This window comes from Geobacillus thermoleovorans (assembly GCF_001610955.1).
Lineage (GTDB): Bacteria > Bacillota > Bacilli > Bacillales > Anoxybacillaceae > Geobacillus > Geobacillus thermoleovorans.
Genome location: NZ_CP014335.1, coordinates 342,052 through 360,347, shown reverse-complemented (window position 1 = coordinate 360,347; position 18,296 = coordinate 342,052). Strand labels below are relative to the sequence as shown.

Annotated in this window: 14 protein-coding genes and 1 riboswitch; of the genes, 2 read left to right on the top strand and 12 right to left on the bottom strand. The window is 53.1% G+C overall.

Annotation, left to right across the window (positions count from 1 at the left end; all coding sequences use genetic code 11):
- Positions 1-542: 542 nt before the first annotated feature.
- The 12 genes from GT3570_RS01850 to GT3570_RS01795 all read right to left on the bottom strand — a co-directional run bounded on the left by GT3570_RS01850 (position 543) and on the right by GT3570_RS01795 (position 15,695).
- Positions 543-1,661 (bottom strand): RNA-guided endonuclease InsQ/TnpB family protein, encoded by a 1,119-nt coding sequence (locus GT3570_RS01850; protein WP_011229875.1) that lies wholly within the window; start codon positions 1,659-1,661, stop codon positions 543-545.
- A gap of 229 nt (positions 1,662-1,890) precedes the next feature.
- Entirely contained in the window at positions 1,891-3,579 is a 1,689-nt protein-coding gene (gene thiC, locus GT3570_RS01845) for a phosphomethylpyrimidine synthase ThiC (RefSeq protein ID WP_011229874.1), read from the bottom strand.
- Positions 3,580-3,750: 171 nt separating this feature from the next.
- Positions 3,751-3,864, bottom strand: a riboswitch (TPP riboswitch).
- Between the two features lie 135 nt (positions 3,865-3,999).
- A complete protein-coding gene (locus GT3570_RS01840; protein ID WP_062898356.1) occupies positions 4,000-5,253 on the bottom strand; it encodes a methyl-accepting chemotaxis protein in 1,254 nt (417 codons plus the stop codon).
- A 657-nt stretch (positions 5,254-5,910) separates the two neighbouring features.
- Complete coding sequence (locus GT3570_RS01835; RefSeq protein ID WP_011229872.1) at positions 5,911-6,324, bottom strand: RDD family protein; 414 nt, start codon at positions 6,322-6,324, stop codon at positions 5,911-5,913.
- Between the two features lie 285 nt (positions 6,325-6,609).
- The gene (locus tag GT3570_RS01830) at positions 6,610-8,136 is read right to left on the bottom strand and encodes a PP2C family protein-serine/threonine phosphatase (protein ID WP_062898355.1); all 1,527 of its coding nucleotides are present in this window, start codon (positions 8,134-8,136) and stop codon (positions 6,610-6,612) included.
- A gap of 6 nt (positions 8,137-8,142) precedes the next feature.
- The gene (locus GT3570_RS01825) at positions 8,143-8,475 is read right to left on the bottom strand and encodes an STAS domain-containing protein (protein ID WP_011229870.1); all 333 of its coding nucleotides are present in this window, start codon (positions 8,473-8,475) and stop codon (positions 8,143-8,145) included.
- A 17-nt stretch (positions 8,476-8,492) separates the two neighbouring features.
- Positions 8,493-8,897, bottom strand: coding sequence for an ATP-binding protein (locus GT3570_RS01820; RefSeq protein ID WP_031212548.1), 405 nt, complete (start codon positions 8,895-8,897; stop codon positions 8,493-8,495).
- Between the two features lie 246 nt (positions 8,898-9,143).
- Positions 9,144-10,796 (bottom strand): helix-turn-helix domain-containing protein, encoded by a 1,653-nt coding sequence (locus tag GT3570_RS01815; RefSeq protein WP_062898354.1) that lies wholly within the window; start codon positions 10,794-10,796, stop codon positions 9,144-9,146.
- Between the two features lie 215 nt (positions 10,797-11,011).
- Positions 11,012-12,421 (bottom strand): phosphomannomutase/phosphoglucomutase, encoded by a 1,410-nt coding sequence (locus GT3570_RS01810; RefSeq protein ID WP_033007774.1) that lies wholly within the window; start codon positions 12,419-12,421, stop codon positions 11,012-11,014.
- Positions 12,372-13,487 carry a hypothetical protein gene (locus GT3570_RS01805; protein WP_011229866.1) on the bottom strand — a complete coding sequence of 372 codons (1,116 nt, stop codon included), beginning with the start codon at positions 13,485-13,487 and terminating at the stop codon, positions 12,372-12,374. The genes GT3570_RS01810 and GT3570_RS01805 overlap by 50 nt, the downstream gene beginning before the upstream one ends.
- Positions 13,468-14,655 (bottom strand): glycosyltransferase family 4 protein, encoded by a 1,188-nt coding sequence (locus GT3570_RS01800; RefSeq protein WP_011229865.1) that lies wholly within the window; start codon positions 14,653-14,655, stop codon positions 13,468-13,470. The genes GT3570_RS01805 and GT3570_RS01800 overlap by 20 nt, the downstream gene beginning before the upstream one ends.
- On the bottom strand, positions 14,652-15,695 hold the full coding sequence (locus GT3570_RS01795) for a nucleotidyltransferase family protein (protein ID WP_011229864.1): 1,044 nt from the start codon (positions 15,693-15,695) through the stop codon (positions 14,652-14,654). Before GT3570_RS01795 ends, GT3570_RS01800 begins: the two co-directional genes overlap by 4 nt.
- Before the next feature lie 291 nt (positions 15,696-15,986).
- On the opposite strand from GT3570_RS01795, the gene GT3570_RS01790 reads away from it, so the two are divergent.
- Positions 15,987-17,168: a Gfo/Idh/MocA family protein gene (locus GT3570_RS01790; protein WP_011229863.1), complete on the top strand. Its 1,182-nt coding sequence runs from the start codon at positions 15,987-15,989 to the stop codon at positions 17,166-17,168.
- Positions 17,169-17,397: 229 nt separating this feature from the next.
- Positions 17,398-18,162, top strand: coding sequence for a sporulation protein (locus tag GT3570_RS01785; RefSeq protein WP_208854676.1), 765 nt, complete (start codon positions 17,398-17,400; stop codon positions 18,160-18,162).
- Positions 18,163-18,296: the final 134 nt, after the last annotated feature.

Genomic DNA, 18,296 nt, shown 5'->3' with positions numbered 1-18,296 from the left:
GTTCAAGAAGCAGCCTATCATACCAATGGCTTTCTCACATCAAGACATCATCAAAATCTTTTTTCTCGAAAAGCGGTCGATGCAGGAGAAGTGGTTATTTTTTCACTAAGCTGCTAGAAAAACGCGATCAACCTTCTGAAACCCGGCCCTTTCGCCATAAAAAGAAGCGGCCGGCATCATCCACGGTTCGATGACGCAACTGGCCGCTGTCTATGGAAGCGAAGCGCCGGCGAAGGCGCCGCGATAGACTGCGCAGTTTTCCCCGCATGATCATTCTATGACTAGAAATTTGCACCTTATGCCATTATCATAATCAATCCGAAACGATTTGTAAATATATTTTTTAAAAATTATATATTTTTAAAATAATAAGGAACCGGACCAATTTGCACAACAAACAAGAGGGGCGGTCAACTACCCCCACTTAGCTAACGCTTGAAGTGGGGGCTTGCAACTCCCCAGAAGTGCGAGCGGACTTCGTCCTCCTTCCTTGACTTGGGGTTGCATCAGGGGGCAGGTTGACAACTACCCAACGACGCAGGTCATGCCTGTGTCGTTCCTTCAACGATGTACTCTATTCCTTTTCGTTGAAGGTTCATAGCACCAATGCGGTCATCGTTTGAGGTATATCCGCATGTTCGACAACAAAAGGTGTGTGTACGTTTCTTTCGATTGGCTTTTTCCGTATGACCACACTTTGGACATGTCAAAGAGGTGTAATGCGGAGCAACCACAATCACTTTTGACCCATGCAAACGTGCCTTATACTCTAACATTTGACGGAACTGATAGAAAGCCCACGATACGGTTTCATATCGGTCATGGATACGTACACGTTCTGTTTTTTCACGAATGCCTGTTAAATCTTCTAATACAAAAAGGGTACGTTCTCCATATTGACGAACGAGTGCCTTCGTGACAGCATGGTTCACATCCGTCATCCAACGGTTTTCTCGTTGTCCGATTGTTTTCAACTTCCGACGCGCAGAAGCCGTCCCTTTTTGCTGGAGGGTTTTTCGCATTCGTTTGTACTTGGCACGCATATGCTTGATTTTTCGTCCGTTAAAAAAGATAGTTTTCCCTTGCGAATCATAAGCTACTGCAAGAAAGTTAACCCCTACATCGACACCGACCACTTGGCGAATGTTGTGTTCATCTACGGTTGGAATTGTTTTGGTCATGGGGATGTGCAAAAAGAATTTGTTATGCTTGTAGACGAGTTTGGCTGTGCCAAACGTCCATGAGCCATCAAAATATGGTTCCATGCCTTTTGGTTCGAATGACACTTTGATTCGTCCTTCTAGCGTATTGACAGAAAATAACCCTTGAACAATGGAGTAATCTCGATTCCAAACGAGATCATATTCAGGCTTTTTAAAGCGAACCAATGTCCATTCGTGACCATTGCTTTTTAGGGAGCGGTATCTAGCGATCACCGTTTTAATCACAGATTGCGCCATTTGCGAACGCAAAGCGTAGTTTGATCGAAGTAGACGATAGGTCATGTCGTGTAACTTGGCTTGTGCAAGCACTTTTGTGTCAAAAATCACAACAGACACAGCGTTGCACGCTTGTCGATAAGCGGAAAGGGTGGCTTTCAATACTTCTGCTTGTTCCGCTGTTGGGTAAATTTTTATTTTGGCTGTTAACGTCATGTCCATTTGTCTCACCTCTCTTTCACTAAAAGTGATACAAAAACACAAAAAAAGCGATTCCTCCCCCACTTACTCCCTTTGGTCGTTGAAGTGGGGGTCTCCTCGCCAAAGACGATGAACGTTCGCCCCCCTCCGCTGCTTCGATCAGCACCGAGCGTTTTCCAGCTCATGCTTTTTCCGTTGATCGAACTTCCATATCCTCTCCACCATGCCGAGCATCGCAGCCCGCTTCTTGTCATTGATACAGCGACGACCCTTGCCGAATAAATTGTTGCGCTTTTTCTTTCATCCCCTCCTCTTTGATTTTCCGTTGCAGTTCATGTGAAATGTTCATGGAACAAAATTTCGGCCCGCACATCGAACAAAAATGGGCCGTTTTCGCCGCCTCAGCCGGCAATGTTTCATCATGATACTCGCGGGCCCGTTCCGGATCGAGGGATAAATTGAACTGATCGTTCCAACGAAATTCAAAGCGCGCTTTCGAGAGCGCGTCGTCACGCTGCTGAGCGGCTGGATGCCCTTTTGCCAGATCAGCCGCATGGGCGGCGATTTTATAGGCCACGACCCCGGCGCGTACGTCCTCTTTATTCGGCAACCCTAAATGTTCTTTGGGCGTTACGTAACAAAGCATCGCCGTTCCATAAGCGCCAATGATGGCGGCGCCAATCGCTGACGTAATATGGTCATACCCGGGCGCGATGTCGGTGACAAGCGGCCCTAACGTATAAAACGGCGCTCCATGACAAATTTCCTGTTCCCGCTCGACATTTTCGCGAATTTTATGCATCGGAATGTGCCCCGGCCCTTCGATCATCACCTGCACATCATGCTTCCAGGCGATTTTCGTCAGCTCGCCGAGCGTCTTGAGTTCCGCAAACTGCGCCTCATCGTTCGCATCGGCGATGGAGCCGGGGCGCAAGCCGTCGCCAAGGGAGATCGCGACATCGTATTGTTTCAAAATCTCGCAGATTTCTTCAAAATGCGTATACAAAAAGTTTTCTTCATGGTGGGCCAAACACCATTGGGCGATGATCGAGCCGCCGCGCGAGACAATTCCGGTCGTCCGGTTGGCGGTGAGCGGAATGTAATGAAGCCGCACACCGGCGTGGATCGTCATGTAGTCGACTCCTTGTTCAGCCTGCTCGATGAGCGTCTCGCGGTACACGTCCCATGTCAGCTTCTCCGGCACCCCTCCTACCTTTTCGAGCGCCTGATAAATCGGCACCGTTCCCACGGGGACCGGCGAATTGCGGATGATGTACTCGCGCGTTTCATGAATGTGTTTGCCGGTCGATAAATCCATGACCGTATCGGCGCCCCAACGCACTGCCCAAAGCAATTTTTCCACTTCGTCTTCAATCGATGAAGAAACAGCCGAGTTGCCGATATTGGCATTAATTTTCACATGGAAACGACGTCCGATGATCATCGGTTCGCTCTCTGGATGGTTAATATTGGCCGGAATAATGGCCCGACCAGCGGCGACTTCTTGGCGGACAATTTCTGGATCGATTTGTTCACGAATCGCGACAAACTCCATTTCTGGCGTAATGATCCCCCGTTTGGCGTAATGCATTTGTGTCACTGTTTTTCCGGGCTTTGCCCTCAATGGACGGCGCACAAACGGAAGCGAACGTTGGATCGCAACAGAAGACCGCTCCATTTCCTCCACATCGCCGCGCTCGACAATCCAGCGGCGGCGAAGAGGCGGCAAGCCTTTCTCCACGTCCGGTTCAAAATCAGGATCCGTATACGGGCCCGTCGTATCGTAGACACGCACCGGTTTGTTTTCCACCATTCCTTGCGGCGTTTTCGTTGGCGACAAAGCAATTTCTCTCATCGGCACGCGCACATCCGGGCGCGACCCTTCGATGTACACTTTGCGGCTTTCCGGAAACGACATAAACGAGCGGATGTTTTCCATGCGTGGCTTCCCCTTTCAACATAAAATGATGAAAGATCAGATCTGAAGCCACACCGTCTGAAGCGGGGCAAACACGAGAATAGGCGATGGCGGCCGATTCAAAATAAAAACAGGTTCCGACACCGGAACCTGATCGAAGGCAAAAGGCCAAATGAACAAGACACGTCCATCTGTTCCCGCTGCCTGCTTCCCTACGCTGGCATGACCCAGATCAGGTTCAAAGGGTCAAAGAACTTCATCGCGTTCTTTTCTCAGCCCGGCTCTCGGACTCCCCTAGCAGATAAGCGTATCACAATGATGACTGACTTTTTTTATTTTATCAGGCAATTGGCAAAGATGCAAACCATTTTATTCCAAACGTTGACTCCCACACGTCGTTTGAAAGCCCCTCTTTCTCGAAGAAAGCGTCCTTTTCCTCACTCACACAGAAAATTTCTTCAGCATTGCCCGCATCTCGTCCGCCATCTGACCGAGCGATGTCGACGAAGAGGCGATTTCCTCGACGGAAGCCATTTGTTCCTGGGTCGCTGCCGATACGTTGGCCGCACCAGACGCTGACTGTTCGACAATATTGGTCATCTGTTGGAGTGCGTCGTTCACTTGACGAGCATGCTCCGTCATTTGCTCGATGGCGGACGATACTTGTCCAATTTGTTTGCTCACTTGGCCGACCTCCTCGCGGATATGGGCAAATGATTGGCCGCATGCCGCCGCAACGTTCAATCCTTTCGCCACTTCGGCGATCACCTGTTCGGCAGACGCAACTGCCCGCTTCGTTTCTTCTTGAATGTAACCGATCAGCTCGGAAATTTGTTGCGCTGAGCGCGCTGATTGTTCTGCGAGCTTCCTCACTTCGTCCGCGACAACCGCAAACCCTTTCCCTTGCTCGCCGGCGCGCGCCGCTTCGATCGCCGCATTGAGCGCCAACAAATTCGTCTGCGACGCAATGCCGGTGATCGCTTCCGTAATCTGTCCAATCTCGTTGGAGCGCTCCCCAAGCCCTTTCACCACCTGGCCGAGCGTTTGCACATGATCGTAAATGAACTGCATTTGCTCGGACATTTGTCCGATTGACTGCTTGCCGTCCTCTGCTTTCGCCGACGTTTTCTCGGCGCGGTGCGCCACTTCTTTCGTATGGAAAGCGACGTCGCTCAATGTTTGGGAAATATCATGCACGGACGCGGCGGTGGTGCGGACAGCATCGGCCTGCTCCTCCGCACTTGCCGCAAGCGTTTCCATCGTTGTCGCAATTTGCTCTGTCGCTTTCGTCGTCTGTTCGGCGACGGCGGCAAGCTGCTGAGAATATTGCGCTACTTCTTCGGCATGATGTTGGACTTGCCCCATCACACTTTGCCAAGCGTCTGCCATATCGTTTAACGACGCCGCAATCGGCCGCAGCTGCTGCACGCGATCAAGCGGTATGCGCACCGTCAAATCTCCGCCTGTCATCTTGCCTAAATGTTCGTTAATAACGGCAATCGGGGCAACAAACCGTCGATAGTTGAGCGTTGCCGAAACGAAGCCGAGCATCGCGCCAAACAGCACCGTAGCAACAAGCGTCCACCAAAATGCCGCCCCGCGAATGCCGTTGACCAGGCATGTGGCCATGCCGATCGCCGCTGTGCCAGGAATGACAACGAACATTGTGCGGATAATATAACTGGATAAAGACAAAGTCGTTCTCCTCCTTTTCCATTATGCAATCGTCTTTTCTTTATCTTCACCGCTTAAATAGATTCGTGAATGATCATTCATTTTCCTTCCTGGCCATAATCATGAATGTGTGGATTTGCAAAGATTTTCTAGTCTAAAAGGCTGGTGAAAAACAACGGATTCGCTCGGTTTGGGAGAAATCGCAAGGAATTAAGTTGTGGCGCCGCAAGACTTTTCAATTTGAACAACAGTGTTGAAGAGCAATATTCCCTCTTAAATCGCCAGCCTTCTAAAAGGCTGGTGATTTAGTGAAAAGCCGCGGAAAACGGAATCTCTTCTCAAATTGAGAAGTCCTGTAAAATCAACGCTTCTCTTTCAGCCGAAAGCAACGGGTTCGGCGAAATCGGTCGTTTTTCACCAGCCCTCTAAAGGGCTGATGATTTAGTGAAAAACGCGGCTGATCCCGGTCGTTTTTTCATTTGAGAAACATTGAGAAATCAACTTTCATTTTTTGGAGAAATGCCGCTGATTGGCGTGCGACAGCCTTTTTTCACCGGCCTTCTAAAAAACAACAAGGCCCCACTCAAAAGCGTCATTCTTTTGATCGTTGATGATCCGTCACGAAAGATAAGAAAAGGCGTCCCGACCCTCTTGGGACACCCCCTGCTGTTTTCTGCTTTACACCGTCGGTTTTTCCGTTGTCACATACGTCCCAGCGATAAAATCGTGAATCGACCGTTTGTCTTCTCTTGCAGCTACCATAATCGCACTAATAATGAGACCAATGCCAAACGTGATAAAGTATACGAGTCCGCCAACGAACGAGCGCAAAAACATCGTGCCGACCCCAACTTTTCCGCCGTTGACTTTCGCAATCCGGATGCCAAGCATCCGCTTGCCGACCGTATATCCGTACCAAACAGCCGGAACGATTAACGCGTAAAGGATGTTCGCTAATGACGTAAACCAGTTCGTTTCCCAACTGCCAGTGATGAAATAGCCGATGATCGAAATCGGAATGCCAACGACAATCGCATCCAACAAGTTAGCCAACAGCCGCTTCCAAAATCCAGCCGGATTCGTCACCGCCATATGTCTTCCCTCCTGTTGCCTTTTCTATATTGTATTCGCAATCAACAGCGTAATTGTCTTTATTTTAACCTGAATTGTGGAAAGGAATCTATACTATAGTTTGGTGTTTGCCGCCATTATTGGGCGGCAGGAGTGAATGCGTCTTTTCACGATCCGTAAAAAAGATAGCCCAAAAGGCCATTTTTGCAACCGAGACACAGTTGGCTGCCGTGCCGTTTCATACATAAAGAAAAAGCAGCTTGTGAAGCGGATCGATCATCCGATATAGGCGGCTTTTCCCCTCGTTTAGCCAAGCTTGGCCACCACCGCCGAAAAATCGTCCGGAAGCGGCCCTTTTTGCGCAAAATGGCGGCGCAGATGGTCCAAAAGCACCTGCTCGTCCAATAAAATATGCGGCGTTAGCGCATCGCGGAACGCTTCAATCTTTTGCCGAACGGATCCCGTCCCCCCTTCAATCGCCCCGTCGGAATACAACACAAGCGTCGCCCCCGGCTCGTAGCGCAACCGGCCGCTGTCGACAAAAAGGCGCGGAAGCAACCCGATCGGCGCGCAGCCGCGGTCCAACTCCGCCACCGTTCCGTCCGGTTGGAACAAAAACCCCGGCGGATGGCCGGCTGATGCATATTCAATCATCCGTTCCTTGACATCCACAAGAACATACACGGCGGTGAAATAATACGTCATCCGCCCGTTTTCATGGTACAACTGGCGCATATGGCGGTTCAACTCGCGAAACACTTCCGGCGGAACGATCCCTTTGCGGATGACGCCGTTTAAGAGCGAGCGGACCGACATGCAAATGAGTGAAGCCGCTGCCCCATGACCCATCACATCCATTAAAAAAATGCCGTACCGCTGTTTGTCGATCGGATACCAGGCGTACATATCGCCCCCCAGCTCCCGCGATGGGATGTACGTTCCGGCAATCTGGATTCCTTTGGCCGACAACGGCTTGCTCAACACGCGCTTTTGCACCTCGCGGGCCAGCCGCAAGTCATCTTTCATCGCTGCGATGTATGGGTTCTCATAAGTTGGACCGGCAAATAAAAACAAGTAAAAAGCGATTCCTCCATCATGGCCGGGCACAGCCCGCACCGTCGTCTGCCTGACATAGACCGAACCGTTTTTCCGCCGCCAGCGCACCCACCCCCTCCATTCTCCACTTTCCCCAGTTCCCGCTTGAATCACCTCATAAAGCCAGGCCTCGTAATAACCCGCGTAAAGCGCATGCAGCGGCTGACCGACAATCTCTACACCATGGCCAGTGATTTTTGTGAACGCCGGATTGACAAACTGAACGACAAACTGGCCATCGGTTACGAGCATCGCCTGTTCCATCGCTTTGTACACTTGCTCAGCGAGCTGCCGTTCATTCTCGTTTCGCTTTGCTTCTGTCAGATCAGCGACAACTCCGCTGACGAGCCTCACTTCCCCGAATTGGCCAAGCACAGGAAACGTCCGTTCAAGCACCCAGCGGACGGAGCCATCCCGCTGATTGATGATGCGATACGTTTGGGCACCCGCATCCGCCCCCGAAAGAAGCGACCATTTTCTTTCCGCCTTGGCGCGGTCATCCGGGTAGGACACTTTTGCCCATATGTCTTGATCGCGGTAAAAGTCGTCCGGAGGCAGGCCGTACAGCTGCTCGCATGATGACGAAATGAACAAGAGCCGCCTTTGTTCCGGCGCTGCGAGCCAATACACATAATCGCCCGGCCCAACGAATACATTCATTTTTTCCAAGCCGAGAAGCAACTCTCGCCACGCGAGGTGGTCATAACGTTGAACATGTTCCCAAAACCCATCCACCATAGAACGTCATTCTCCACTGAAATAATCCATGGCTTCCTTCTCTGTGGCAAATAGTTTGATAAACGAAGAAAATTTGACGATATGGAAAATTTCTGCAAGCGACCCTTCCACTCCGGCAATGACCAACTCTTTTTGTCGGGCTCTCGCCGCCATGACGCTGTCAGCGATGACCCCGAGTCCGGCGCTGTTAATGTATTTGACCCCCTCCATGTTGACGATCAATTGATCCGCCTGTTTGTCCAGCAACTTTTCCAGCGCTTGACGGAACGATTCGACATTGTTTAAGGTAATATCTTCTGCCCATGTCAGCGTGCAAATTGCCCCTTGTTTTGTCTCCATCTTGTTTCCTCCAATAGTCACTCTTTTTTTTTGCATTTGCACATGCAAAACAAGACGTTGTTTCCCGCTTGCTTCACGTATACATCGTCGACGATATGGGTGATCAGCTGCAGCCCCCTGCCGCGCGGCCCAGTGTTGACGACATCAGTTTGGGCTACGGAGAAGCATCCTCCTCGCTGTTTGACAATGATCATAAACTGTCTCGCATCAATTTTCCAAAATATCCTAAATGGCAGTTTTCTCGTTTTTTGACAATATTCATACGCATTCGTGCACGCTTCCTCTGTCGCGAGCCGAAGAAAAAGGCAATCGCGCGGCAAAAACCCCATTCTCTTCGCCAGTTCCTCGGTAATGTCCATCGCTTTTAAAATGTCCGCCGTTTTCACGATCGCCATCGTTCGGATCATGGCCTTGGGCTTCATCGGCATTCCCCTATCCTTGTTATGCTTATGCGCCGGCCAAAGCAACATGGCAGCTTTTCCACTATCCCACGTTCCAGCGCTGGGGAAAACGGATTCGAATGCTATTTTTCTCCTTTATTGTTCCATCTATCGAAAAATAGTTCTTATTTACTACAACTCATTATAATACAAAATGGGGTTCATTCCAATTTCCTACATCCAAAAAAAAAAAAGACATCATGGCACCCATCGTCCAATGATGTCCCCTTAGCAGCGCTGCCGGCGGTGGTTTAGTTGATACACAAGGGCGATCAACTGCGACCGGTCATTGACGCCAATTTTTTGAAAAATGTTCGTAATATGATTTTTCACGGTATGGACGCTAATGAACAACCGTTCTGAAATTTCGCGGTTGCTGCAGCCTTGAATGAGCAGCTCCAATACATCCATCTCCCGGGCTGTCAACTGCTCGGACAGCATGTCGATATTGACCGTCCCATCATTCCCACCGTGGGCCTTGCCGCTAATCATCATCGCACCAATCGCGGCCAGCGCCGTCATATACACTTCCGCCTCTTTCGCTTCCCTTCCTTTCTTTATATGAACGGCGAGAACGCCATAGCGGCCATCGCCGACGAAAAACGGCACTTCCATCACCGATTTGCCCTCGACATCAAGCAACGCCGGCACCTCGCTTTTCGCCTTCTCGCCGTGACAGCCATAGCGACGGCAGACATCATCCCGATAACGAACGGCCATTTCTACGTCCATCGCTCCTTCGTGGACAACGGCTGTTTGGCCATCGCTAGACCATACCACACAGACGAAATCCCCGTAAGCAAACTCCGCGGCGAATTCGGCCATCATCCGGATGATTTCTTCCTCATTCTGCACCATACGCATGGCCCGTCCAATTTCCATCAACATCGAAAGGCGCATCAAATGGCGGTCCATTTTCATATCGGCCTCTGTACATTTAGCCAGAAGCAGCCAATGTTGAACGAGGGCGGAGCCGACCGAACGAAGCGCCGCTGGCAGTGAAGAGGCCGCCTCGCTGCCGATCATGACCCATCCTTCCATTGTTTTCCCGTACATCGCCGGATACGCAATCATCGCTTTCGGGCGGATGCCATGGCGGACAAAAAAGGAAAAGCGTGGATCCAAAGCGGCATCTTGAACGTAAACCGAACGAAGCGGCGGCTTCGAAGACGAAAGCGGCGGAAACAACGCATCGATCATCTTGCCGCGCAGCTTTCCGGCCTTTTCCCCGCTTGCCGCCGCCACCATCCATCCTTGCGGACACTTGGCGATATACAACGCCATATCGACGCGTTCATCGAACGCCCGCAACTCAAAAAGCAGCTTATCCACGTCCGCTAGGGCGGAGCTGTCCGTGACCACTGCTTCGAGCCGTTTTCCGTATTCACAGCATTGCTGCTTGCGGCGCTCGCCGCTGATTAATTCCCCGCATATGACCGCCATCTTTTCTATATCTTTTAACTTCGCTTCGACTGCCCGCGCCGGCAGCGCCACCGATCGTTCGATGGCTGACACCCACTTTCCGCCGGCTGCCAGCGGCTGTTCGCAAATGAGCCATTTCGTCTCTTCCTCGATAAACACGCCCGCCCAAATCCAATATTCCGCCTTCTCATCGATAAACACGGGAGCGACGATGCTTTTCATGCCAAAACGCCCGACCGGTACGACCGATGGACGCTGCCATCCGTCAATAACAAGTTCTCGCGGGCAGAAAAACGATGGCGCTTCCCTTTCAGCTGCAAACAAAACGAGCTCCGCCAGCTCGGTCATATTCGATACTTTCGTCACGGGAGCGCCGTGATCATCGACGATAAGCATGCTCAACTCCGTCAATGCCGCGTATGCATCTTGAATATATTGCAACGATTCACGGATCACCACGCCTTCAACTCTCCTACAACTCGTTTTTACCCCTATCTATTATGGACAAATAACTGGCAAGAAATCAAGCTTTAACCCCCTGCGACAGCAAAAACAAACCGGCGCCGGCGGTCCGCACGAGATAGCGGGCGCCGCGCCGGAAAAGAGTTTTTGCGCCAAACAGAGCGCACCATCAAGAACAGGCCCAAGCATTTCGGGCAGCTTGGAAATGAACATCACCAATCGATGCACAATTCAAGAGCATGGAGACAATCAGCCAGTTGCCGCTTAATCTCCGCCAGCGCTTCCTCCGTCTTCGCTTCTGCGCGTAAGACGAGAATCGGCTGCGTGTTCGACGGCCGCACCAACCCCCAGCCTTCCGGGAACTGGATGCGGGCGCCATCGACGTCAACAACCGGATAGCGGCCAGCGAACCGGTTTTTCACCGCAGCAATGGCAGCTGGTTTTTTCTCTTCCGGACAAGCAACTCGCGTCTCCGGCGTCGCCGCGTACCGCGGCACATCGGCAAACCACTCGGACAACGGGCGCTCATCGTGCGACAGTAATCGAAGCAGGCGCCCAGCGGCGTACAGTGCATCGTCATAGCCGTAAAACTCATCATTGAAGAACAAATGGCCAGACATTTCACCAGCAAACGGGATCTCCGGACGACGGCGCAACGTCGCTTTGACGTGCGAATGGCCGGTGCGATGGAAGAACGGTTTCCCGCCGAGCCGCTCAATTTCCTCAACAAGCGCTTGCGAACATTTCACTTCAACGGGCGCGTCGGCTCCCGGATAGCGCTTAAGAATCTCGCGCCAGAACAGCACCATCAGTTGGTCGCCCCAACGGATCGCACCCGTTTCATCCACAACCCCGATCCGATCACCGTCGCCGTCAAACGCGATGCCAAGATCAGCCTGCTCCTTGCGCACCATCTCAATCAAGGCCGTTAAGTTCTCCGGCACGACCGGGTCCGGATGATGGTTCGGAAACGTTGGATCGGATTCACAGTAAAGCGGGACGACATCGCATCCCCACTCTTTGAGCACTTGTGGCGCAATGATCGATGGGGTGCCGTTGCCGCAGTCGACGACGACCTTCAGCTTGCGCGGACCGAGTTGGATTTTCTCCTTCAACATCTTGATATATGCCGGAGCAAGGTCCAACGTTTCCTCGCGCCCGCGCGCTGTTTCAGGCCGCGGCTGTTCCTGGCTGAGCCGCTCCATCGCCCGCCGCAACGCTTGGATGCGCTCGCCATAAATTGTCGTTTTTCCCATGGCGATTTTAAATCCGTTCTCATCCCCTGGGTTATGGCTGGCGGTGATGATCATGCCGCATGGAATGTTCGTGTAGTATAAGCTGTAGTAAAACATCGGCGTCGTCGAAAGCCCAATATCGACGACATCGCAGCCGCCATCGAGCAGCCCATCTTTGAGCGCCCGATGCAAGCCAGGCGATGATAGACGATTGTCATGACCGACAACCGCCCTCTTCTCGCCTTCCTTTTGCATCATGTCGGCAAAGGCCCGTCCGAGCCAATACGCGAACGACTCATCGAGCTCCTCTCCGGCTCGTCCGCGGATGTCGTATTCTTTAAACACGTGTGCCGGCCATGCGAACGGTTTCGTTGTTGACGTATTCATCGACAACCACCTCCACCGAAATCGATTGAGCGATTGCTGCTGTTAACAAGTACGACAATGTTGACTCCGCCCCCCGATTCGGGTTCGGGCCGTTCGGGCCAAGCCCGTCGCAGCAACTGCCGTCGCTTGGGTCGGCAAGCGGCGCGTTGCCGTCGTTTTGTCCGTAAAACCAAGCGAGGCAGCGGCGGACGACGCCGCGATAACGCTCGTCGTCCGTTGCCCAATACGCTTCGCGCGCCGCCAAAGCGAGCTTCATCACATCAAGCGGCTGTTGATCCCAATCGGCGCGGTAGCGGCGGCTGCACCAGCCGCGGTTGCCGACCGGACGGATGACACCTCCCGGTCCGCTCATTTTTTCAATAAGGAAAGCAAGGCTTTTTTCCGCCACTTCCTTCACCTCATCCCGAGGCGCGCGCCGATATGCCGTCCAAAGCGCCCACGGCAGCACCCCGTTGGCGTACGTCAACTCCGGCTCATACCAATACCAATCGTCGCCAGCATGCTCCCAATACGCCGCAAGCAGCCGCTGCTCAAGCCGTGCAGCCAAAGCTGCCACTTCCTCTTGATCGACGCCAAGCGGGCGTCCTTCTGTCAATAAGACGCCGCAAGTGGCCACCCCCCAGGCGACGCCGCGCAGCGAACGAAGCTCCCAAGCCGCCGGCATGGCCCGCCGCAACATATCTGCTGCCGCCTCGCGCCGCGCCGGATCGCTGAGGCGAACGTAAGCCAACGCCGTCGCCCAAAACGACCGCCCGAAGCAGTCGTCTGACGGCGTTTCCTCTTCTTTTGTCCGATCGAAGAAAAAGTTGTTATGGAACGTGCCATCATCGTTTTGCGCCCAAAGCAAAAACGCCAAATACCGGTCAAGCAAACGGTGCAGCCGCTCTTTCTCTCCTTTGTCTTCACATAGCGCCATCCATTCCAGGCACGCCCAGATGGCGCGGGCGTTGTCATCGGTCGAATAACCCTCGCGACGGCGCGGGATGCGGCCAAGGCTATGCTCAAGCAATCCGGTGTCGTCAGTCATGCGCTCGAGATGGTCGAACTTAATGACTGACGGTGCCAATGGTCTTCACCTCCCCACGTTTCGCGTCGCACATGCGCGCAAACAAGGCGACATGCTGTTCGCCGACGCGCGGCCAATGCGTGTTTGCCCCGATTTGGCGCACCTTTTCCTCCCATCGCTTCAGCGCCGCCTCGTCGGCCAACAGCTGCCCGAGCCGCTCTTCCCAGGCGGTCGTATCGCCATACGGCAACAACAGCTCTTCACAACCTTGCAACAAATCGCGCGCATGCTCATACGGCGTCGAAACGACCGGACGGCCGACGCCGACCGCATAGGCAAGCGTGCCGCTTGTGATTTGCTGCATGCCCGGGTACGGGGTGACGTATAGATCGCACGCCGTCAAATAATCGATCAATTCCTCTTCGCTGAAATACCGATCTTCCATGTAGACATGGAGCTCAAGCCCTAAACGGTGAATGAGCGATTTCAACTCCTCGCGATATGCTTCTCCTTCCCTCTTTTTCACTTCTGGGTGCGTCTGTCCGGCAATGACATACAGCGCTTCCGGCACCTTGCGCACAACGCCCGGCAATGCGGCCAAGACCGATTCAATCCCTTTGCCGCGGCTGAGCAGCCCAAACGTCAACATCACTTTGCGGCCGCTGAATCCGAGGCGTCGGCGAAGCGAATCGCGATTTTCGCTGCTTGGGCCTGGAGCACCGTGCGGAATGTAGACAATTTTTTCTTCCGGCAGGCCAAACGCTTTGACCAAATACGGAATCGCCTGCCGGTTCATGACGATGATCGCATCGCTTGCCGCCGCGATTTTCTCTTGAATCGGGCGATACGGCAACGGCGGGTCGGCAAACACCGTATGGAACGTCGTTACGAGCGGCTTGTTGAGCGCGGCGATGAAATCAAGAATGTATTCGCCCGCCTCGCCGCCGAAAATGCCGAACTCATGCTGCAATAAAACGACGTCGATGTCGCTTTCATTCACCCTTTTGGCCATCTCGGCATACGCCGCGCGGTTTTGCGCCGGAAGCGGCCAATACGCCGGGTTGTGGCGATAGGCGTCATCGCCGTCGCTTTCGTTGTACAACACGATGACGCGGTCGCCGTCGGACGGGCCCCGGACGCCGTCAATGCTTTGTCGCAAATGTTCCGTAAACGTCGCCAGCCCGCACCGCCGCGGCGGGTACGTGCTGACGTAGGCAATTCGAATCATGCTTGCACCGCCTCCTTGAACTGATTAATAATCGAATCTTCGAACACTTCTCCCGCCGGCGTCACCGTCCGATAGCCGAAAATGCTGTTTTGCAAACGGCTGCGGTCACGAATGACAGAGCGGTCCCAAACGATTGTCTGCGCGCAATGGACGCGGGCGCCAATTTGGCAGCGGTCGCCGATGACCGCATTTGGGCCAATGACAGCCTGCGGACCGATTTTCACGTGGTCGCCGATGAGCACAGGCGGCACAAACAAGACGCCAGACCCAATCTCCACGTTTTCACCAACAAACACGCCCGGTTGAATTTCACGTCCTTTGAGCGGAATCGGAAACTCCCGGCTCAACGCATCCCAATGCACTTGGCGGTAGCGGGCCGGCGTCCCCATATCACGCCAGTATCCGGTGCTGACGATGCCATATACACCGACATTCTTCTCGATCAGCAGCGGGAATGTTTCACGCTCGATCGACACTTCCCGCTCAGCCGGAATATAACGCATCACGTCCGGCTCGAAAATATACATGCCGGCATTGATGCGGTTCGATGGCGCTTCTTCGCGGCGCGGCTTTTCGACAAAGCGTAAAATTTGCCCACGATCGTCTTGTTCGACCACCCCATAGGAAGAAGGATCGTCTACTTCCGTTAAGACAATCGTCGCCAAACCGCCATGTTGACGATGGAAATCAAGCAGCGGGATCAATTGCGGCAAATGCACAATGTCGGCGTTAAACACGAGAAACCGTTCCTTCAGCCAGCGCTCGGCGTTTTTGATCGCCCCAGCCGTTCCGAGCGGGAACGGTTCGAGCGCGTATGTAATCTTGACGTTCCAGCGCTTCCCATCTTCGAAATAGCGACGGATCACTTCTGAACAATGATGTGCGGCGATGACAAATTCGTTGACTCCTTGGTCGCGAAGATGAACGATGAGGTGTTCAAGCCATGGCCGGTTCGCAATCGGGGCCATCGGTTTGGGGATGTTTTCGGTCAATGGACGAAGACGCGTACCTAATCCTCCTGCCAGCAACAATGCTTTCATTTCGTCATCCCTCCATATCTTTTTTTCACAAAAATAGACACCTTTTTTGACGGATGAACGAGAAAATGAAAGTAGTTCATAGATTGCTAGCACTCGGCTGCGATGGTTGCTAATAATAATATACATAATATTCCTCCTTCTATGCAAGCGAAATAATTGTCGGATGGTGTCGATGAGGAATGATTGATGCTTGCAAATTTCAAAACTTTCATTTTCTCGTTCTTCTTTTTCTTTGCGGTATAATGAGTATCGTTAATGCTATATATATGTGAGGGAGGAGGAGAATACGCCATGATTTCTTCATCATCTTTCCGTTACCATGTTGGCATTGCCGGTGCCGGCGCATTCGCTGAATTTCTCGCCGGCGCGCTCGCCCCGCTTCCTTCCTTCCATCTCGCCGCTGTCGCCGGGCGGACGGACGAAAAACGCCAGCGCGTCATCGACGCCTATCGCCGCCGTCAGGCACAGGCGGGCGACGTGCGCGAATACCGCGAAGCTGAAGAATTGATCGTTGACCCGCATGTTGACATCGTCATTCTCACCACCCCGCCGCATTTGCACGCCCCGCTTGCCAAGCGGGCGCTTGAGGAAGGCAAACATGTGTTGCTTGAAAAGCCAGGCGGCCTCACCGCCGAGGCGCTGCGGGCGAACATCCAGCTCGCCGCCCGCCAAAACCGGGCGTTGGCGGTCAATCTCGTCCTTCGCTACCACCCGCTCGCAGAAGCCGTCAAGCAACTCATCCACCGCGCGTTTCTTGGCCCAGTGGACTACGCAAGCCTTCACAACGCGGCTCACCGTGTCGCGGAAGGCCATTGGTTTTGGGACGAGCGGCGAAGCGGCGGCATCCTGATCGAGCACGGCGTCCACTTTTTTGAAGTCGGACGCGACTGGTTTGGCGAAGCGGCTTCCGCACGCGGATTCGCGTTGCGAGAACCAGACGGCACACGGCCGCGCGTCGGCGCTACGGTGATTCATGAAAGCAACGGCTGGCGCATCCCCGTCCATTATTACCACGGCTTTACGATGGACCCCGCCGCTTCGGAATCGACGCACTGGGACATTCATACGGCACGCGGGCGCATCGTGCTTGAAGGCTGGATTCCGACGCAGCTATCCGTCTCCGGCCTCGTCTCAACCGATGAGGCAGCGCATATGGACGCTTTGCTTGATGCCATTCCGAAACAACCGTCCTCCCGCGCCATCGAACAAGTCAGGCAAGCGGCCAACCGCCTGTTGCCGTCGGTTCCACGGTCAGACGCCCCGCGCATCCCGTACGAGCGCACCGTGGTGCTCTCGGACCGCCACGGGTGGTACGAAGCGATTGCCCAAACGCGCTTTCTTGATTTTTGCCGTTTGATCGAGAACCCGAGCTGGCGCGTCCTCGTCACTGCCGAAGACGCCGCCGCCGACCTCGCTTTGGCGGAAGCGTGCACCGTTGCAGATGAAGAAACCGATCCGCTCGGCATCCGTTAACACAACGAAACAAAAAGGAAAGGTGTCCCAAAAAGATCGGGGCACCTTTTTTGATTGCCGTATATAATTGTTAAAAAGCAATATATTGCGTTTCGCTTCTTGAACATCGCCCTTTGGCGTCAGACTCTTGGCGGGACGGTATCGTTCCCGCCTTTTTAATTAAGAAGGACGGAACCTTTTCACCAGGCGCTCCGTATTCTCAACTGAAATCGATGACAAGGAGGAGAACTTGTTGTTCAAAAAACTGTTAAGTTCTATCGGCATCGGAGCAGCCACTGTTGATACGAAATTAGCGAAAGCGCAATATGTCCAAGGCGAAACAGTCGAAGGGGTTGTCGACATTCGCGGCGGCAGCATCGAGCAGCATATCGACGAAATTTACTTAGCGTTAGTGACGACCTACCTTCGAGAAATCGATGATAAGAAACACGAGGAAAAAGCGGTGCTGGCAAGGTACAAAGTAAGCGGCTCGCTGACGATTGGGCCGAACGAAACGAAAACGATCCCGTTTCAATTCGCCTTGCCGTACGACGTGCCCGTCACGCTCGGCTCTTCGCGGGTATGGCTGCAAACCGGCCTTGACATTAAAATGGCGCTCGACCCGCAAGACCGCGACCATCTCGCCATCGAACCGCACCCGCTCGTCGCCGCGTTTCTCGAGGCAGCCCGCCAATTAGGATTCCGCCTCCACCATGTGCAGTGCGAACAATCGCCGCGCTATTGGCAACGGCGGTTGCCGTTTGTCCAAGAGTTTGAATTCAAGCCGGCAAGTGGACCGTTCAAAGGCTGTCTTGATGAATTGGAAGCGATCTTCTTTTTGTCTGAAAACAGCGTAGAAGTCTTGCTGGAAATCGACCGCAAGGCACGTGGACTTTCTGGGTTGTTCGCAGAGGCGCTCGATATGGACGAGACGTTTGTCCGGTTCACATACGGCACAGGCGACATCCCGGCATTGCCGCAATTACTGGCAGATGCGATCCAGAAGTACAGTTAGACGGAAAAAACGAAAAGGGCCGTCCGCCATCTTTTTCCTTCCGCTTCTGAAGTTTGTAGGTGGGGCATAGGTTGCACATCTATCCCTGTAAATGATTTCTATTTGTTTCAAAAAAGGATGGCAAAAGCAATAAA

Coding starts and splice junctions, on each gene's coding strand:
- GT3570_RS01850 (WP_011229875.1), bottom strand. CDS start 1,661: ATGGACATGACGTTAACAGCCAAAATAAAAATTTACCCAACAGCGGAA.
- thiC (WP_011229874.1), bottom strand. CDS start 3,579: ATGGAAAACATCCGCTCGTTTATGTCGTTTCCGGAAAGCCGCAAAGTG.
- GT3570_RS01835 (WP_011229872.1), bottom strand. CDS start 6,324: ATGGCGGTGACGAATCCGGCTGGATTTTGGAAGCGGCTGTTGGCTAAC.
- GT3570_RS01830 (WP_062898355.1), bottom strand. CDS start 8,136: ATGGTGGATGGGTTTTGGGAACATGTTCAACGTTATGACCACCTCGCG.
- GT3570_RS01825 (WP_011229870.1), bottom strand. CDS start 8,475: ATGGAGACAAAACAAGGGGCAATTTGCACGCTGACATGGGCAGAAGAT.
- GT3570_RS01820 (WP_031212548.1), bottom strand. CDS start 8,897: ATGAAGCCCAAGGCCATGATCCGAACGATGGCGATCGTGAAAACGGCG.
- GT3570_RS01810 (WP_033007774.1), bottom strand. CDS start 12,421: ATGAATACGTCAACAACGAAACCGTTCGCATGGCCGGCACACGTGTTT.
- GT3570_RS01800 (WP_011229865.1), bottom strand. CDS start 14,655: ATGATTCGAATTGCCTACGTCAGCACGTACCCGCCGCGGCGGTGCGGG.
- GT3570_RS01795 (WP_011229864.1), bottom strand. CDS start 15,695: ATGAAAGCATTGTTGCTGGCAGGAGGATTAGGTACGCGTCTTCGTCCA.
- GT3570_RS01790 (WP_011229863.1), top strand. CDS start 15,987: ATGATTTCTTCATCATCTTTCCGTTACCATGTTGGCATTGCCGGTGCC.